The sequence below is a fragment of the Prochlorococcus sp. MIT 0604 genome (genome assembly GCF_000757845.1).
In the GTDB taxonomy this organism is placed as follows: domain Bacteria; phylum Cyanobacteriota; class Cyanobacteriia; order PCC-6307; family Cyanobiaceae; genus Prochlorococcus_A.
The window spans coordinates 449,855-466,635 of the sequence record NZ_CP007753.1 but is presented as its reverse complement, the minus strand read 5'-3'; the positions used below and the strand labels follow the sequence as shown (position 1 = coordinate 466,635).

Annotated in this window: 20 protein-coding genes and 2 tRNA genes; 10 read left to right on the top strand and 12 right to left on the bottom strand. The window is 32.4% G+C overall.

Annotated elements, in window-relative coordinates:
* Nucleotides 1–17 precede the first annotated feature (17 nt).
* Nucleotides 18–1,556, top strand: a complete 1,539-nt coding sequence (locus EW14_RS02590) for an iron ABC transporter permease (RefSeq protein WP_042849945.1) — start codon at nucleotides 18–20, stop codon at nucleotides 1,554–1,556.
* On the opposite strand, the gene EW14_RS02585 is transcribed toward EW14_RS02590, so the two are convergent.
* Genes EW14_RS02585 through EW14_RS02570 form a run of 4 tightly spaced genes read right to left on the bottom strand, consistent with a single transcriptional unit; the run spans nucleotide 1,553 to nucleotide 4,707 of the window.
* Nucleotides 1,553–2,509, bottom strand: a complete 957-nt coding sequence (locus EW14_RS02585) for a hypothetical protein (protein WP_042849944.1) — start codon at nucleotides 2,507–2,509, stop codon at nucleotides 1,553–1,555. The genes EW14_RS02590 and EW14_RS02585 overlap by 4 nt on opposite strands.
* Nucleotides 2,506–3,732, bottom strand: a complete 1,227-nt coding sequence (gene larC, locus EW14_RS02580) for a nickel pincer cofactor biosynthesis protein LarC (RefSeq protein ID WP_042849943.1) — start codon at nucleotides 3,730–3,732, stop codon at nucleotides 2,506–2,508. The genes EW14_RS02585 and larC overlap by 4 nt, the downstream gene beginning before the upstream one ends.
* A gap of 51 nt (nucleotides 3,733–3,783) precedes the next feature.
* On the bottom strand, nucleotides 3,784–4,383 hold the full coding sequence (locus EW14_RS02575) for a hypothetical protein (RefSeq protein WP_042849942.1): 600 nt from the start codon (nucleotides 4,381–4,383) through the stop codon (nucleotides 3,784–3,786).
* A 30-nt stretch (nucleotides 4,384–4,413) separates the two neighbouring features.
* Entirely contained in the window at nucleotides 4,414–4,707 is a 294-nt protein-coding gene (locus EW14_RS02570) for a hypothetical protein (protein WP_042851290.1), read from the bottom strand.
* Nucleotides 4,708–4,778: 71 nt separating this feature from the next.
* Between EW14_RS02570 and xth the strand changes: the two genes are divergently transcribed.
* Both xth and hemL read left to right on the top strand, forming a co-directional pair.
* A complete protein-coding gene (gene xth, locus EW14_RS02565; protein WP_042849940.1) occupies nucleotides 4,779–5,624 on the top strand; it encodes an exodeoxyribonuclease III in 846 nt (281 codons plus the stop codon).
* A gap of 226 nt (nucleotides 5,625–5,850) precedes the next feature.
* Nucleotides 5,851–7,152 carry a glutamate-1-semialdehyde 2,1-aminomutase gene (hemL, locus tag EW14_RS02560; protein ID WP_042849939.1) on the top strand — a complete coding sequence of 434 codons (1,302 nt, stop codon included), beginning with the start codon at nucleotides 5,851–5,853 and terminating at the stop codon, nucleotides 7,150–7,152.
* A 69-nt stretch (nucleotides 7,153–7,221) separates the two neighbouring features.
* Here the strand turns inward: hemL and EW14_RS02555 are convergent, their stop codons facing one another.
* The 5 genes from EW14_RS02555 to EW14_RS02535 all read right to left on the bottom strand — a co-directional run bounded on the left by EW14_RS02555 (nucleotide 7,222) and on the right by EW14_RS02535 (nucleotide 10,582).
* Nucleotides 7,222–8,025 carry a prohibitin family protein gene (locus EW14_RS02555; RefSeq protein ID WP_042849938.1) on the bottom strand — a complete coding sequence of 268 codons (804 nt, stop codon included), beginning with the start codon at nucleotides 8,023–8,025 and terminating at the stop codon, nucleotides 7,222–7,224.
* A 108-nt stretch (nucleotides 8,026–8,133) separates the two neighbouring features.
* Nucleotides 8,134–8,343, bottom strand: a complete 210-nt coding sequence (locus EW14_RS02550) for a hypothetical protein (protein WP_042849937.1) — start codon at nucleotides 8,341–8,343, stop codon at nucleotides 8,134–8,136.
* Between the two features lie 27 nt (nucleotides 8,344–8,370).
* A complete protein-coding gene (locus EW14_RS02545; protein ID WP_042849936.1) occupies nucleotides 8,371–8,868 on the bottom strand; it encodes a YajQ family cyclic di-GMP-binding protein in 498 nt (165 codons plus the stop codon).
* Between the two features lie 66 nt (nucleotides 8,869–8,934).
* Nucleotides 8,935–9,447 carry a hypothetical protein gene (locus tag EW14_RS02540; protein WP_011817989.1) on the bottom strand — a complete coding sequence of 171 codons (513 nt, stop codon included), beginning with the start codon at nucleotides 9,445–9,447 and terminating at the stop codon, nucleotides 8,935–8,937.
* A gap of 25 nt (nucleotides 9,448–9,472) precedes the next feature.
* Nucleotides 9,473–10,582, bottom strand: coding sequence for a phosphotransacetylase family protein (locus EW14_RS02535; protein WP_042849935.1), 1,110 nt, complete (start codon nucleotides 10,580–10,582; stop codon nucleotides 9,473–9,475).
* Between the two features lie 153 nt (nucleotides 10,583–10,735).
* Here EW14_RS02535 and EW14_RS02530 point away from each other — a divergent pair, with 153 nt between their 5' ends.
* On the top strand, nucleotides 10,736–11,455 hold the full coding sequence (locus EW14_RS02530) for an SDR family oxidoreductase (RefSeq protein WP_042849934.1): 720 nt from the start codon (nucleotides 10,736–10,738) through the stop codon (nucleotides 11,453–11,455).
* Between the two features lie 3 nt (nucleotides 11,456–11,458).
* On the opposite strand, the gene map is transcribed toward EW14_RS02530, so the two are convergent.
* Nucleotides 11,459–12,298 (bottom strand): type I methionyl aminopeptidase, encoded by an 840-nt coding sequence (gene map / locus EW14_RS02525; RefSeq protein ID WP_042849933.1) that lies wholly within the window; start codon nucleotides 12,296–12,298, stop codon nucleotides 11,459–11,461.
* Between the two features lie 94 nt (nucleotides 12,299–12,392).
* Here map and EW14_RS02520 point away from each other — a divergent pair, with 94 nt between their 5' ends.
* From EW14_RS02520 to gltX, 6 genes are all read left to right on the top strand, one after another.
* Nucleotides 12,393–12,701: a PepSY domain-containing protein gene (locus EW14_RS02520; RefSeq protein WP_042849932.1), complete on the top strand. Its 309-nt coding sequence runs from the start codon at nucleotides 12,393–12,395 to the stop codon at nucleotides 12,699–12,701.
* Between the two features lie 32 nt (nucleotides 12,702–12,733).
* Entirely contained in the window at nucleotides 12,734–13,204 is a 471-nt protein-coding gene (gene rplS / locus EW14_RS02515) for a 50S ribosomal protein L19 (RefSeq protein ID WP_042849931.1), read from the top strand.
* Nucleotides 13,205–13,257: 53 nt separating this feature from the next.
* Nucleotides 13,258–13,330 (top strand) — tRNA-Trp (locus EW14_RS02510).
* Between the two features lie 37 nt (nucleotides 13,331–13,367).
* Entirely contained in the window at nucleotides 13,368–13,562 is a 195-nt protein-coding gene (locus EW14_RS02505; RefSeq protein ID WP_002807701.1) for a hypothetical protein, read from the top strand.
* Between the two features lie 149 nt (nucleotides 13,563–13,711).
* Nucleotides 13,712–13,785 (top strand) — tRNA-Asp (locus EW14_RS02500).
* A 17-nt stretch (nucleotides 13,786–13,802) separates the two neighbouring features.
* Nucleotides 13,803–15,242, top strand: a complete 1,440-nt coding sequence (gene gltX, locus EW14_RS02495) for a glutamate--tRNA ligase (RefSeq protein WP_042851288.1) — start codon at nucleotides 13,803–13,805, stop codon at nucleotides 15,240–15,242.
* On the opposite strand, the gene EW14_RS02490 is transcribed toward gltX, so the two are convergent.
* Together EW14_RS02490 and EW14_RS02485 are read right to left on the bottom strand one after the other, a co-directional pair.
* Complete coding sequence (locus EW14_RS02490; protein ID WP_042849930.1) at nucleotides 15,239–16,438, bottom strand: sodium:proton antiporter; 1,200 nt, start codon at nucleotides 16,436–16,438, stop codon at nucleotides 15,239–15,241. The genes gltX and EW14_RS02490 overlap by 4 nt on opposite strands.
* Nucleotides 16,439–16,602: 164 nt before the next feature.
* Nucleotides 16,603–16,779 (bottom strand): high light inducible protein, encoded by a 177-nt coding sequence (locus EW14_RS02485; RefSeq protein WP_042849929.1) that lies wholly within the window; start codon nucleotides 16,777–16,779, stop codon nucleotides 16,603–16,605.
* Between the last annotated feature and the right edge of the window lie 2 nt (nucleotides 16,780–16,781).

Here is a 16,781-nt window from a genome sequence, read left to right as displayed (position 1 = left end):
TAGGATTTAATTAATTTTTGAAAATACGCATTAAAGGTTTTAAAAAAAAATTAACAGAATTAAATTTTCTTTATTTCTCTTCTTTTATTTTTTCACTCTTAGTAATCATTCCAATTACTAATTTCCTTCTAGAGGGAATTGATTACATTATTAGTGGGAATTTTTCATTAGGTATTGCTGGAGGAGAAGAGGTATTAGGAACTTTAAAAGTTCTAATACTGACAAGTTTTTTTGGTGGCGGGTTAGGAACTTTGAATGGATGGTTACTTTCAAATTGTGATTTTAAGTTCAGAAAAGTTCTCCGTATTTGTCAGCTAGTTCCATTAGCTGCCCCAGCATATCTAATAACAGCTATTTTGCAGGATTTAGGAAGTATTTTTGGGTATCAAGTAACTGGTTTATGGTGGGGGGTATTAATACTTTCAATTTCTACTTATCCATATGTATTCATTCTTGCTAACGAAAGTTTTAATAAATTTGGAGTTAATCAAATCAATGCTAGTAGAGGATTAGGAGTAGGGCCTTGGAGGAGCTTCTTTAAAATCGCTTTACCAATGGCGTTACCAGCACTAATAACAGGAATAAGTTTAATGTGTATGGAAGTCATGAATGAGTTAGGTACATTTGCATTATTAAACATACCAAGTATTTCTACTGGTATAGCTGAAAATTGGATAATTGAGGGTAATCCAAAAAGTGCTATTGGATTATCTTTGGTAGCCTTATTAATGATTTTCACTTTAATTATTTTCGAAAAGTTATCAAGAAGAAAATCAAAGAGGTGGAGTGAAAATCCTGCATCAAAAGATTCTCAAGGATGGGAATTAAACAAAACTAGAGCTTTTGTAGCAATAATCATATCTTTATTTCCTCCAATTTTCTCTTTCGGGATACCATGTTTTTGGGTTCTACTCAATATAGATCTAATTCAAAAAGGGTTATCTATAGAATTACTTAACCTATCACTAAGGACCATAAGTCTAGGACTTTTAACTGCATTAATAGCAATGCTATTCTCCTTAATAATTTCCTTAGCCAGGCGCCCAAATAAAAGCTTATTACTAGGACTAATAACTAATCTTGCGGGGATAGGTTACGCAATCCCAGGCACTGTATTAGCTTTATCTTTAATAAGCATTTCTTCTTCAAAATTTAATTTTATTGCTATTTGCTTATTAATTTGGGGTTACCTTGTTCGATTTCTAACTATCTCTAAGGGTTCTATTGATTCAAGTCTTGAGAGAATTTCTCCTAATCTTGATGAAGCCGCACTTGGACTAGGAGAGAATTGGCTGGGGATCATCAAAAGAATTCATCTACCTCTTCTACAAGGGCCAATATTCGTAGGATCACTTCTAGTTTTTGTTGACACGATAAAAGAATTACCCTTAACCTTTATTTTAAGACCATTCGATTTCGATACATTATCTGTGAGAATATATCAATATGCTGGAGATGAAAGAATGGTAGAGGCAATATTACCGGCCATTCTTATTATGACTTTAGGCCTTATTTCATCAATTACATTGATACCAAGTTTAGAGAAAAAAAACTAAATTCTTTTAGACACTTTTTTTATTAAGAAAGGTAAGCTTAACAACAAATCAGCAGAGGTAGATATAACCCTAAAATAAACTAAGATTATAAGAATTATATTTTCTGGAATATTTTTGCCAACAAATAAAAGGAGGCAAGCCTCAAAAACGCCAACTCCTCCTGGAGCTGCTGGGACTACCAAGCCTATTGACCATGACAAAGAAAAGATTACTAATAAAAATATGATGTTCAGAGTATTACTTGTATAAAAAGTATTTAAGCAAATATAAAACCCAATAAATTTAGATAAAACAAAACCAATTTCAAGAAATAAAGCTCTAGAAGGAAAAAAAGAAACTATGTTTATTCTCTCTTCAAATTGGCCCTTTGAATTTGGAAGTTTCAAAACCTCCAATACTTTCCTCTTAAGAGACCCTAATATTTTTAATATCAAAAAAATAAATTTCCTATTTAAGAATATTAAAGGAAAAATTAAAAATAAATAAAATGGTGAAAAAATTAATCCCATTGATGCCAAGAGAAAAGATCCACTCAACATAAAATAAGGTTCTATGAGTGTCGAATACAAAGCAATCTGAGGGTTACTTATTTTTTTTATAAAATTAAATCTTTCAACAAAGTGCCACATCCCTCCTGGGACATATTTAAGAATATTAGTTAAAACATAAAAAGAAACTAAATTATTACTTTTAAATTCTTTCCCTAACCACTTAACAATATATTTCCATGCATAAGCGTTCAGATAAATACTTAAAACACAAAATAAAAATGATAAAGATAGGTTAATTCCATTTTGCTCTAAATTGATATCAAAAGAAATTTGATCCATATTATCAAAAAAATAGATGCAAAAATATGACAAGCTTGAAATAAAGAAAATACTCTTTAGAACACCAAAATTAAATTTTTTAAGGAATTTAAAATATCGTTGATTACTTGTATTAAATCTCATTTCCAGTCTTCAAATGCTTTAAATTTTTTACTTGACTCTTTTATTATTTTTCTTATTTCATAACTTGATATTTTATGCTTTAATTTCAATCTCAAAACTTCATCATTTTCTGGTTTCATATTTATAGATCCATCTGGTTTCATTGTTTGTTTAACTTTTATATTTCCAAAAGTTGTTGAACATTCTCCTCTACGCCTGAGTAATATCCATCTAGATTGGGTCCTTTCACGAACCCCAATAGTATTTGTATAATCGAACCATAATCGCCTAAAAAATTCTTTTTTCTCTATGGGCAAAATTACTTGAATAGAAAATCCAATTCTATTTTTTTTCATATTGATAGCTTGATAAGAAACATCGTAAGCTCCTTCGATCCTCAGTTTCTCCACAAAATTAGATATATCTTCAGGTGTTTGGTCATCAATCCATGCCTCTTGAACAGATATGTCTTCACACTTTGGATTCATTTGTTCATTAACAAATGAATCCTCAAATGAAGTAATTTTATAAACTCTTACCAAATTAGGGAATGGAAATTTAAGATTACCGATACCTACTCCATAAGAGTTAATAGAATATTTTGAAGGAGGCTCTAGATAGTCCACTAAACTTGCAAGTAAAGCAATGCCTGTTGGTGTTGAGAGTTCACCCTCTATTGAGTCACTGCTTGATAAAACCTTAATATTTTTTTGCTTTATAAGCTCTATTACGGCAGGGGTTGGGACAGATAATTTTCCATGTTCAGTTTTAACAAAACCTTTCCCTAACATTGGTTCATTACAATAAACCTTATTAGGATTTAAGTAATTCAATGCAGCACATACTCCTATGATATCCACCAAGGAATCAATAGCTCCAACTTCATGAAAATGAACTTCCTCAGATTTGATGCCATGAACTTTTCCTTCCGCTCTTGCTAAAGATTCAAATACTTCATAAATTAATTTCTTTAATTTATCTTCTATGTGACTATTTAAAATAAGTTCCTTAATACTTCTCCAAGTTCTTTTAATAGGAAGAGAATCAATATTCTTAACCTTTACCTTGATCCCTCGTATTGAACAACTTTTTGATTCTTTAAACTCTAATTGATAAAGATCATTTAATCCAAGATCAATGAGAGGGCTTTCAATGACTTTTTTGGGCACCCCCAAATCATAAAAAGCTCCTAGTAACATATCTCCAGACACACCAGGAGAACATTCAATTAAAACATCTTCCATAAATCAAAGATTTCTTGATTGGTAAATTGCGATGAAAATCAAGCTTGCATTCTAATTATTTGCAGAGAGATTTTTTTCAATCACTTCGTACTTTATTAATTTCAAAGATTTTCCTTCTCTGTTGATGTCTAAACTGACAAAACTATGCAGTAGTTCAAGAGAAAGCTCTCCTTTTATAACTAACTTAAAATTTTTATTTTTTAAATTTTTAGAGTTCATAGCAGGGCAGATTTTGATAACAATTTCTTTCTTTTGAGTATTAACAAAAACCAATTCACCCCTAACAGAAAAATAATTTTCTTTTAGATCTAATTCTTCTAATAATTTAGAGAAGTTAGTTTTTGAAGAATCAGTTGGAAAATCATTTAGTTGATAAGGATCCCATATACCTGCAACCTGTAAATGCAAGTTTTGAGTATTTTTATTCTTTGGATAAACAATCCAATAATAACTTTTCTGTAAATCAATATGCTTTTTTAAAAGTGATAATGCTTTACCTAGTACTACTGTTTCAATTTTTTCGCCTTTGTTGTCAATTAAAAAGCCTCTATTTAATTGATCACTAACATTAGGAGTAAATTTACCATTAATAATACCGATTGCTCTTTGCTGCAATTGGTTAGAAACTTTTGGGATGGGGTTTTTTAACATATAAAAATTTGAAAATAAAAATTTTTCTTATTAAATTTCTTGTTTTTCCTCCAAGGTATTAAAAGACTCTAACGCATCGTCAATTGCATCAGATGGATTAGTCGCATCATTCAAACTATTTCTTCTTCTAATCATTTCAACAAGTTCAAAAGGGTTGGTTGGCAGAACTGAGCTATCATCTTCTGTTTTAGTTGAGGTATCAATTTCTAATTCTTCAAATAAATATTCAGCATTTAGATAATCACCTTTTAAGGAAATTAATAAAATAAAAAAAATTACAAAATTTACTGGTTTAGGTAGGGTTTTGAAAAAATAATTTTTCATTTTATTTAATTTCAAAATTCTTTAAACACATAATTTTTTGCTAACTTAATTTTACCTGATTTAGTAGAAATTTGTTAATAGCAACTTGGAATGTTAACTCTATTAGAACCAGACTTTCACAAATAATGGATTGGATTAATCAAGTAAATCCAGATATTCTATGCTTGCAGGAAACAAAAGTGATGGATGATAGTTTCCCTGTTGAACCTTTTGAAAAATTAGGATACTCAATTGAGGTCTATGGACAAAAATCATACAATGGAGTCGCTATTATTTCTAAAATAAAGCCAAAAAATGTTAAAAAAGGATTTTACAATTGTGCTGACTCTAATCAAAATATAGAAATTTTCCTAGACCAAAAAAGATTGATTTCTGCTGATATTAACGGTATCAAAGTCATAAATGTATATGTGCCAAACGGATCTTCTCTAGGATCTAGTAAGTTCGAATACAAAATTAAGTGGTTAAATTGTTTAGCTTCATTTTTGGATGAACAAGAAAAAAAAGGCGAATTAATTTGTCTCTTGGGTGATTTTAATGTTGCTCCATCTAATTTGGATATTCATAATCCAGAGAAATATGAAGGGGGAATAATGGCATCTGAGATAGAGAGAAATGCACTAAATAATGTTCTAAAAAAAAGATTAATGGATTCTTTTAGGGTTTTTGAACAAAATACTGGTCATTGGAGTTGGTGGGATTACCGTAATAATGCATTTGAATTAAATAAAGGGTGGAGAATAGACCATATATATATCAGTAAAGAACTTTCTTCAAATCTTAAAAGTTCTTTCATAGACTGCTCTCCTAGAGGTAATTTACGTCCAAGTGATCATGCCCCAGTTATGATAGATCTTAACTTGAACGACATAAATGAAGATTTTTTTGAGGATGAGGATAATTTCTTCGAAATATAAATTAATTAAATTGAATTTCTTTAATTCCTGAAAACGCGCATTAATAAAGAGATATCTAAATTAGTATTGTTTTTTATCATGATTTCTTTTAAATTAATAATTTACAATCCAAACTATCGCAATAAAAATATCATAATGTAGAATTTCAATTTGATTGACAAAATTTTTACTTATTTCTAATTTAGAGCATGACAAAATTTTTCTCAAAACATCATTTAGCTAAATTGTGACTGACATATTAAATTACACCAAATCAGAAGAAATTTTTTCTGCCGCACAACATCTAATGCCAGGGGGAGTTAGCTCGCCAGTAAGAGCTTTTAAGTCTGTAGGTGGCAAGCCAATTGTTTTTGATAGAGTCAAAGGTCCCTTTGCTTGGGATATTGATGGAAATAGATATATTGACTACATAGGAAGTTGGGGGCCGGCTATATGTGGACATGCCCACCCTGAAGTAACTACGGCATTACAGGAAGCAATTGAGAAAGGCACTAGTTTTGGTGCTCCATGCGTTCTAGAAAATAAACTCGCCGAAATGGTAATAAATGCAGTCCCATCTATAGAAATGGTTAGATTTGTTAATAGTGGAACTGAAGCATGCATGGCTGTTTTGAGACTTATGAGAGCATTTACTGGAAGAGATAAAGTTATTAAATTTGACGGTTGCTATCACGGACATGCAGATATGTTTTTAGTTAAAGCAGGTTCAGGTGTAGCTACTCTAGGTTTACCAGATTCTCCAGGCGTTCCAAGGACAACAACAGCCAACACACTCACTGCTCCTTACAATGACCTTGAAGCAGTAAAAAAATTATTTTCTGAAAATCCTGATGCCATTTCGGGAGTTATACTTGAGCCTATTGTTGGTAATGCTGGATTCATTACTCCAGAACCTGGGTTCTTGGAGGGATTAAGAGAATTAACTACTGAAAATGGATCCTTATTAGTTTTTGACGAAGTAATGACTGGCTTCAGAATAAGTTATGGAGGTGCTCAAGAAAAGTTTGGGGTTACTCCAGACTTAACCACCCTCGGAAAAGTTATTGGTGGAGGCCTACCTGTAGGAGCTTATGGAGGCAAAAAAGAAATAATGTCAATGGTAGCCCCTGCAGGACCTGTTTACCAAGCAGGCACTTTGAGCGGTAATCCTCTCGCTATGACTGCTGGGATAAAAACTCTTGAATTGCTCAAACAAGATGGCACATACGATAAACTTGATTCAACAACTTCTAGATTAATTGAAGGGATAATTCAGGCTGCAGAAAATAACAGTATCGCTATAAACGGTGGAAGTGTAAGTGGTATGTTTGGATTCTTCTTATGTGATGGGCCAGTTAGAAACTTTGATGAAGCCAAAACAAATGATGCAGAACTTTTTGGTAAATTGCATAAAGAAATGCTTCGTAGAGGAATTTACTTAGCGCCAAGTCCCTTTGAAGCTGGATTCACATCATTAGCTCACAATGAAGAAGAAATTGATAAAACTATCGAGGCTTTTGACGAATCTTTTAATGCAATAAAAAAATAATCATTTACTAAATTTCCTTAAAGAAAAATAAGTAAATGATTAAAACCAGAAAAAAGGTTTTTTAAATAATTATCTTCTACCACCAACTATTACTGGAGGACTGCCTCCTTCTGAACCTGGCAGGCCAGGAACAACTTGTGTGCTACCATCCCATTTATCTAGAAATAATTTAAAAAGTACCTGATCGTCAAGACTTCTATTTAATGTCTCATATCTAAGAGCTTCTTGTTCAGCAATTTCCACTTCTGTCTTTGCTCTTAGTAGTTGCTGACCTGCTATTTGCTTTTGTTCAATTGCAGCTCTATATTCTTCGGCAATCTCTAATCCAGTAAGATCTAAACTTTTAACATCTACATAATCGAATGAATTTAGTTCTTGAGCAACTGTATCACCTACTTTTTCAGAAATTACTGCAAATTCAGTAGCAATTGTTTCTAGCTCATACTGAGAAAAGACTGATTTTAGAGCTTTTAACAAAGATGGCTGAACAATTTTTTGATAAACATCGCTATTTCTACTTGCAATTGTGGCAAAGATCCTTCCTGCTTCCTGGGGTTTTACTGAATACTTAACAGTAGCTGTAGCCCTAATTACTTGAAGATCTTTAGTTAACGTTTCAAATTTTTCTGGTTGAACTTGAGTTTTGATATCAAATGGGTATACAGACTGAATAAATGGAAGTTTAAAGTTTAAACCAGCTCTCCTTGAGGGACCACTTACTTTCCCTAATGTTGTTACAACTGCAACTTGTCCAGAAGGGACAACAAAGAGAGATTGGGTGAGTAAAAGAAAGCCTGTAAAAGATAATACAATCAATAGTGTTGCTGTTCCACCGGGACCTGTTGGTGTTACATTTTTAAAGGATGTTGACATTAGTTTTCTTCGTTTAATTAATCATATTTAAATTGACTAATTAGTGCATTAATAAGGCATTTAATTAAAATATTTTTTTAATAATTGCAAACATAAATATAGATATTTTTAGGAGATATTTGATTTAATTTCTTGTAAAAGTTCTAAATAAAGGTCCTCATCTATCTCCCTAATGTCATATTCAGAGGGTAAAACACCATGTTTATACTCATGGACCGCCATCCAACAAAATTTCTCTATTTCTTCTTTTGAAAAACGAGGATATTCTTTTACTTTCTTGATCAATGATTTAATGAGAGATTCTGAATAATCTGCCATATTGTAAAAATATTCTTAATGAAGATTTTATCTAAAGTTATTAACTTTTAGAGGAATATTCAAAGACTCTTCCAACTCAGAAACAAGCTTAATTGCTAATTGAAGATCATTTTTACTCTTACTAGCAACTCTGAGTGTTTCACCATTTATGCTGACATTAATTTTTTTTATTTGATCTCTAATATTTTTGCTGATTTTTTTTGCAATTTCTTGTTTAATTCCTTGTTTTAATAAAATTGTCTGTTTTAATTTGTTACCACTAACTATTTCAATTTCACCGTAGTCAAATATTTTTAAAGACAAGTTCCTTTTTATAGCCTTTTGTCTAATTATGTCATTTACAGCATTTAGGGTCAGTTCGCTATTTGTGATTATAAAAATATTTTCTTTATCTAAATCAACTGAAGTATCTGTGCCCTTGAGGTCGTAGCGCTGAGAAATTTCTCTTTTTACTTGATCCAAAGTGTTGACTAATTCCTGTCTATCAAAATCAGAAACCACATCAAATGAAAAACTTTCTGCCATAGTAAATTATTAAAAGCTAAATATTATTAGCATAAATCATCTTTTCATGAAGGGAAATGGATTTATTTAATCAAAAAATAACAAACTAACCACTTTCCCCATTTCTTCCGCACATCTACAACTATTTAGTAAAGTTTCACTATCGTGAAAGGCAAAACATATTAATTGATCGCACCTAGTAATAATTTCTTGATTACAAAGACTACTTGCAAGTGGCAAAGGTAATTCATCATTCTCACTTTTTTCAACCAAATGCATAACCCTTTCAAGTTGATCCTTTATTTCAGGTATTTGTCTATCAAGACTTTGCGGTAATAAAACAGTTAATAGTGATGGATTAATATCTAAGACAGCTCGAATAACAGCTGCGTTAACACCTTGAGATCCAGAAGTGAGGATATTATGTCCTTCCTCTGCTAACGACCTTGCTATCAACTCAATTAAGTGGATATCGACGACCGGCACGTGTCTACTACCCAAAAAAGCAATTCTCCTTTTCCCATTATCTTGGAGTTTTGCAAGTTCTTGAGCTAAGGCATCAACGCCTTCAGTTGCTGGTAGATCTAGAGAGCGACTCAAAATAATACAGTTCCTATATTTGAAATTAGCATTTATCTGAAAAATTGCAGGGAAAATCTATCTTTTCGAGAATTCTTTTTAAATTCACATGCTCTTGAACTAATTGAATAGCATAAGAAGCTTTAACTGATTCATGTATTCTGACATGACCAAAAGCTTGTTCAATAATTTCTACAGAGGAAAGAGTATCTAATCCCACCTTTAAAATTGGCACCTCCAATTCCTCAGCTCTATGAATCAATTGTGATAAAGGGTCTCCCAAACCAGTTAAAATCAGGCATTGAGTTGAAGCCTCCAAAGCAGCAAGTTGTATATCAGTTCTATCAGCTCCAGTAACTACAGCCATGTTTCGTCTTCTCCTGAAAAATTCCATTGCAGAATTGACCCCCATTGCACCAATACTTAAGGTTTCAACAAGTAATTGATCTTTTTCAGGGCAACAAATTACTTGGGCATCTAATCTTCTTATAAGCTCACCAACTGTGACACTTCTAAGCAGTGGTGATTTAGGCATCACCCCAAACACTTCAATATCCAGATCTTTAAGTGAGGGTATTATTTCATTTTTAACTTTTTCAACTTCTTGCGGCAACACTCCGTTCAATACAACTCCAGCCAATTTCTCACCTAATTGTTTTTTCGCATCAAGTAATGCATCCACGCTTTTACAATCTTCCCACAAATTCACAATTAAAACTTTCGCATCTAAATCCCTAGCTAGTTGTGGGAGACTTAAGCCATAAATCATACCTTCATGAAGGCTACCAGCTGCCTCTAGAATATTAAGGCCTTCAAAATCATCATTAACTAATCCTTCAATCTGATCAAAACCTTTTCCTGGGAGTAAGTCTTTATTAAAGATTCTTTTTTCAGCTGATATATTATCCAATAATCCTACTGAAGAAATTAAATTCTCCTCTTTGATATTTAGAGTAGTTCCAATAAATTTAACATCATCATCTATTAATCCTTCATAAGACATTGAGGAAAGATTAGTAAGTTCAATACATGTTGCTAGTGGTTTTCCTATGCGGACTTCCCCCCCCCCTTGTAAAAGTCTTTTTGCTATCCCAAGAACCATTGCAGACTTACCACTAAATGGCTCACATGAACCAATTAATAATATATCGCTCATAATTAGTAAAATTTTTTATCAATAGGTTTAAGATAATATTTTTTTTATAACTAAACAAATATTTAGTTATGAGTTTTAATTAAATAAAAAAATAAATAATTTTTTTTGGTAAATTTATTTTAATTATTTGGTGCCTCATCAAAATCAAGAAAAATGATAAATTCAACCAAAACCCAACAAACTATAGGGATTACTGGAGCCTCAGGTGCCCTTGGGAAAGAATTAACAAAGTTGTTTCGTCAAAAAGGGTATAAAGTGATTGGATTTACTCATAGTAAAACTAATTATGAAATAAATCTTGAATCTCCAAATGAATGGATTAAATGGGAATGTGGGAAGGAGTCGTCATTAAAAAAACAATTAGAAAAAATAGATATTTTAATTTTGAACCATGGTATCTATGATTTGAGTAGAGAAAATTCCAATTATGAAAATTCAATAGAGATAAATGCATTAAGCAAATTCAAATTTTTAAATTTATTTGAAGATATTGCTCTAACAAGTAATTCACTAATAAAAAAAGAGATTTGGATAAACACATCTGAAGCAGAACTTTTACCAGCCCTAAATCCTTCATATGAGATTAGTAAATCCCTTATTGGTCAATTAGTTTCTTTCAAAAAAAATCTTCTGGAAAAAAATACAAAGAAAAAATTAATAATAAAAAAAATCATCTTAGGACCTTTTAAATCAGAACTAAATCCTATCGGAATAATGAGTCCAAAATTTGTTTCAAAGAAAATTTATGATTTAGCAAATTCAAAAAATTATTTAATAATAATTAGTCCAAACCCTTTAACACACCTACTTTTTCCATTGAAAGAATTTTTTAATTTTTTGTATTGCCAAATTATCTATAAGTACAAATCTTAGTTTCTAGAAATCTCTATCTGTCAATATTTCAACACCATCTTTTAAGACGACTATTGTATGCTCCCATTGAGCCGATAATTTTCCATCTTTTGTTATAACGGTCCATTTATCATTTAATGTTTTGCAAAATTTAGTCCCTTCATTAACAATAGGTTCCACAGCTAATGTCATTCCTTCACGAAGAATAACGTTGGGCAATTCTTTGGTCCGAAAATTAAACACCGATGGTTCTTCATGAAGATTTCTTCCTACTCCATGACCTGTATAGTCTTCCACAACACTAAAGCCATTTTTTAAAACAATATCTTCGATTGCCCCAGCAACTTCTAAAAGTGTATTCCCTGCTTTGATTTTCGAAAGCCCTGCATACAATGCTTTGTAAGCTATATCACTAAGATTTCGTGCCTTTGGACTAACCTCCCCAACGCAAATTGATATGCAACTATCACCATGGAAGCCATCTAAATATGCTCCTGTATCAATTTTAACTAAGTCACCATTTTTAATTATTTTATTTTTATTTGGTATTCCATGAACAACCTCATTATTAATACTTGAACAAATACTAGAAGGGAAGCCATGGTAACCCTTAAAACTTGGCACAGCTCCAAAACTTTTTATCCTCTTTTCTGCGAAATCATCTAAGTCTTTTGTGCTCATTCCAGGTTTAATTAAATCATTAATTTCCCTCAAAACAGTTGCTACAATCCTGCTAGATTTTTTCATCAAATTTATTTCACGTGAAGACTTTATTTCTATTCCTCTTCTCCTCTGAATAAAAGGAGCTTGATCATTAGTCTTGGAATTATTTTTATTTAACAAAAGATCTGCAAAATGTCTCATTGGAGTAAATAATAGTAATAGGTAAATATCCTCAAAATAGCCATTATGATCTTGGCTATCTTAAGTCTATCAATAACAATTAGAAAGAAACGAAATGAAAATTTTATTTAATTCTAGACAATTTCATAAGGCTTTGGCTCCTTGGGTTTTTCTTCCATTATTTATATCTTCAATTACCGGACTTCTTTATAGGGTTTCAAAAGATTTATTAGGTTACTCTAGAGAACAAGTTCATTGGTTAATGTCTCTCCATGAGGGCGAATGGCTCGGCGATAATGGGGAATTAATATACGTAATATTGAATTCCCTTGGAGTTTTATGGATGCTCATAACTGGATTTCAAATGTTTTCAAAAAAAATTTCATTTGCCAAAAAGGTTACTAAAGGCGAGTCAAAAGGTTAAGATATAGAACTTGTAGGATAAACTAGACCAAAATGGCTAAAGAGAAACAAGAGAAGGAATTAGAAACCGTTATAAATGCTGAAGCATCAGTTGATGTATCAGTTGAACAAAAAGAAAAAAAGATGGTTTCTGAAACTAAGCAACCCTTCAGTGCATCCCACCTTATTAAGGAATTTGAGAATGAACAATTAAAAAAAGAGTTACCCGAAATTTATGTTGGGGACACTGTTAAAGTTGGAGTAAAAATTACAGAAGGGAATAAAGAAAGAGTCCAACCTTATGAAGGTGTTGTCATAGCAAAAAGACATGGAGGTATTAACCAGACTATTACAGTTAGAAGAATTTTCCAGGGTATAGGTGTTGAAAGAGTATTTATGCTACATAGTCCACAGGTTGCCTCTCTAAAAGTTGAACGTAGAGGTAAAGTAAGAAGAGCTAAGTTATTCTATCTAAGAGATAGAGTAGGAAAAGCTACTCGCGTAAAACAACGCTTTGATCGATAAAGTTGTAAATTAATCAACTTATTGGTCACAAAGACGCCTATAATCATTTAGATGCGTCGTTAGTTCAGTTGGTAGAACGCAGGTCTCCAAAACCTGATGTCGGGGGTTCAAGTCCTCCACGACGCGTTTAATCAACACTATGTAAATTATTTTTTTTCATAAGATGGAGTTAGATCTTCAACCTGGGGATGTAGTTAAAGTCCTCGAATCAGCAGCTTTGGGATGGGTTCGTGCAAGAGTCATCAGAGTTAAGTCTGGTGGGAGAGTGGTTGTACAAAGTGACCAAGGCAGAGAATTTACCGCTAGAGGCAACCAAGTTAGGTTGATAGAACCTGCTGGTTTTAGACCTCAAAAATAAATAGTTTTTTATACACAGGCAGCTATTAAAGTAACTATTTCTGTAAATCCTCAAATTAATAAATTTTTTTTATTACAACACAATAAATTAAGTATTATGATCTGATAATTTTAAGAATGAAGTTCTAAATAAATTTAGAATGAAACTCTGGGACCGTAGTTCAACTGGTTAGAGCACCGCCCTGTCACGGCGGAAGTTGCGGGTTCGAATCCCGTCGGTCCCGTTTTTTCTAAAAGCAATTTGGAAAAACGTTTAAGACTAGCCCCAAGTCCAACGGGTTTATTTCATATTGGTACAGCTCGTACAGCATTATTTAACTGGTTGTATGCACAAAAAATAGGTGGAAAATTTCTGATCAGAATAGAAGATACAGATTTTCTTCGATCTAAATCTGAATACACAGAAAATATATTAGAAGGCTTGAAATGGCTTGGACTTAAATGGGATGAAGAACCTATCAAGCAAAGTGACCGAATATTAATTCACAAAAGTTTCATCAAAAAGCTTTTGAAATGTGGAGCTGCATATAGGTGCTTTACAACAGAAGATGAAATCTCTGAATTAAGAGAAGAACAAAAAAAGAGCGGATTACCTCCAAAGCATGATAATAGACACAGAAATCTTTCAAAAAAAGAAATAGAAACATTCATATCCAAAGGGAGAGATTCAGTTATAAGGTTTAAGATTGACGAGAAAATTCAAATTACATGGGTAGATCAGATAAGAGGCGAAATCAATTGGCAAGGGAAGGACTTGGGTGGTGATTTAGTTTTGTCAAGAAGGGCAAAGGGTTATGAGATTGGAGATCCTTTATATAATCTTGCGGTTGTAGTTGATGACAATTTCATGAATATTACTCATGTTGTAAGAGGTGAAGATCATATCTCGAACACTGCAAAACAAATATTGATTTATAAAGCGTTAAATTTTAAGTTGCCAACTTTTTCACATACACCCTTAATACTTAATAGTGAAGGGAAAAAATTATCTAAAAGAGATTGCGTTACTTCAATCGACGAATTTAGAGATATGGGATATTTACCTGAGGCCTTATCGAACTATATGGCCTTTTTAGGTTGGTCTCCAAAATCTTCCGAAAGAGAGATACTTTCACTTGATGAAATATCTGAAATTTTTGATTTGTCAGAAATAAATAAAGCTGGGGCTAAATTCAGTTGGGAAAAACTTAACTGGATTAATTCTCGATATATAAAAAAAATGGAATCAATAAAGTTAATTGAGATCATGAGAAAATACTGGAATGATAATGGTTGGGTACCGCCATCTCAAGAATGGGCATATAAATTAGCAATTTTACTTAGAGACTCTATGACTGTTTTAAAGGATGCCATTGATCAATCAGAACCATTTTTCTCAATACCTGCAATTCAAAAAGAAGGCGAAGACTTTCTGGAAAACAAGGATAGTAAAGCGTCTTTAAAACTAGTCTTAAATTATTTAACTGAGCAAAATACTGAAAAACTAGATAAAGAGAAAGCCAAAGAAATAATAAACGAAATCTCAAAAATTCATAATATTAAAAAAGGGATATTAATGAAATCTTTGAGAGTAGCCTTTTTTGGATCTCTCAGTGGGCCAGATTTAATACAAAGTTGGGAGCTTTTCTCAGAGATTAAAACTGATAGATCTCGAATTGAAAGATGTCTTAAATCAACCTAAATTATTTTTTTGTTTAAATCAAGCCTACTCGCCAAAGGTTTAGCTGAAAGACCCTGTATTCCTACTGTCATCAATATAGTAAGAAAAACTAAACCTTGGAGACGACCAGCGCCAAGGATACCAGCCTGCTCTAATCTGATAGAAAAAAGAGAAGCTACCGCTGCAGTAACAATACCTCTTGGGGCTAACCAGGCTAAAAATATTTTTTCTTTTAAGTTCAATTCTCCACCCGTAGTTGCTATCCATACAGAGATAGGGCGAACAATTACCATCAACATAAAAACGCAAAGAACCCCTCCCCAGCCAAGCGGACTTAATTCTCCCCAAGAAACGTCAGCGGCCAAAAGAGGGAAAAGAACCGTTATTGCTAATTGAGCTAATTCACCTATTAGATTATCCAATCTCTCCTTATCTATAACTTCTCTTTTGCCTACAATAAAACCTGCCGCGACAGAGGCCGGCAATCCTGATTCTGGTAAAAAATATTCGCAAATACCATACATAAGGAAAATAAACCCAAGGGTAACTTGAAGCTCTATACCAAATGAGGCTTCATTTTTTATTTTTTTTAAAATTTCTGATAGGAACCATCCTGCGCTTAATCCGATTAAGACTCCTCCCCCTAATCTTTGCATCAATGCTATAAATACATCGTTAATCCCACGTAGATCCCCTAAAGTCAGTTCTAAAAGCAGTAATGCAAGTACTGCACCAATTGGTTCAAGCAACAATCCCTCAGCTTTTAAAACTTCCGAGAGAGGGGAAGCTAATTTTATTTGTTCCACTAATGGAGAAACAACTGTTGGTCCAGTAGCTAAAACGATGGCACTATATATTCCTGCAACTTGCCATGATAGGCCTGCCAGCCAATGCGCAATAAAAATTCCAGCTGATAATGAAATAAAAAGTCTTACCAATGAAATTTTCAAAACAGTATTTCTTATATTCCCCTCAGGCAGTTTTAAATTTAGTCCACCTTCAAATAGAACCAAACAGACTAGAAGCCCTACAATAGTTTCAAGCCCTTGGCCAAGATCTAAAGGCTCAACCAGTCCTAAACCTGATCTTCCTATAAGTAATCCAGAAAGTAATAAAATAACAACACTGGGGAATCCTGTTAAAGAAGAAAATAATCGCGCACAAGCACCTGCAAATACAGTTATTCCCCAAAGTAATCCGAGCCTTTCAGGCGTCATAAAAAATTATATATAGTAGAAATATTTATTATTTTGATTAAATCAACAATCTTATCTGAAGTCCAATAAATACAATACTTTTTAATTTAATGAATCAGCTGAAAAAGAGTAGATTTTATTAAATCTTTCAAGACTACTTTTAAGTCAAGAGAATTTAATTTCTATTAAGAAAATTGGCTTATTAAAGCAATAATTATAAAAATAATTCCTATACCAACAGTTGCCATCCTTCCATTCCATATTTCAGCTTGAGGGGTAAAACCTCTTTTCCACAAATTCAGTTCCTCTTTATCAACGAAGTTTTTTGTCTCTTTAATCTCGATTTTAGTTTGTTTGTTCATTG

Coding starts and splice junctions, on each gene's coding strand:
- EW14_RS02585 (WP_042849944.1), bottom strand. CDS start 2,509: ATGAGATTTAATACAAGTAATCAACGATATTTTAAATTCCTTAAAAAA.
- larC (WP_042849943.1), bottom strand. CDS start 3,732: ATGGAAGATGTTTTAATTGAATGTTCTCCTGGTGTGTCTGGAGATATG.
- EW14_RS02575 (WP_042849942.1), bottom strand. CDS start 4,383: ATGTTAAAAAACCCCATCCCAAAAGTTTCTAACCAATTGCAGCAAAGA.
- EW14_RS02570 (WP_042851290.1), bottom strand. CDS start 4,707: ATGAAAAATTATTTTTTCAAAACCCTACCTAAACCAGTAAATTTTGTA.
- EW14_RS02555 (WP_042849938.1), bottom strand. CDS start 8,025: ATGTCAACATCCTTTAAAAATGTAACACCAACAGGTCCCGGTGGAACA.
- EW14_RS02550 (WP_042849937.1), bottom strand. CDS start 8,343: ATGGCAGATTATTCAGAATCTCTCATTAAATCATTGATCAAGAAAGTA.
- EW14_RS02545 (WP_042849936.1), bottom strand. CDS start 8,868: ATGGCAGAAAGTTTTTCATTTGATGTGGTTTCTGATTTTGATAGACAG.
- EW14_RS02535 (WP_042849935.1), bottom strand. CDS start 10,582: ATGAGCGATATATTATTAATTGGTTCATGTGAGCCATTTAGTGGTAAG.
- EW14_RS02530 (WP_042849934.1), top strand. CDS start 10,736: ATGATAAATTCAACCAAAACCCAACAAACTATAGGGATTACTGGAGCC.
- map (WP_042849933.1), bottom strand. CDS start 12,298: ATGAGACATTTTGCAGATCTTTTGTTAAATAAAAATAATTCCAAGACT.
- EW14_RS02520 (WP_042849932.1), top strand. CDS start 12,393: ATGAAAATTTTATTTAATTCTAGACAATTTCATAAGGCTTTGGCTCCT.
- rplS (WP_042849931.1), top strand. CDS start 12,734: ATGGCTAAAGAGAAACAAGAGAAGGAATTAGAAACCGTTATAAATGCT.
- EW14_RS02505 (WP_002807701.1), top strand. CDS start 13,368: ATGGAGTTAGATCTTCAACCTGGGGATGTAGTTAAAGTCCTCGAATCA.
- EW14_RS02490 (WP_042849930.1), bottom strand. CDS start 16,438: ATGACGCCTGAAAGGCTCGGATTACTTTGGGGAATAACTGTATTTGCA.
- EW14_RS02485 (WP_042849929.1), bottom strand. CDS start 16,779: ATGAACAAACAAACTAAAATCGAGATTAAAGAGACAAAAAACTTCGTT.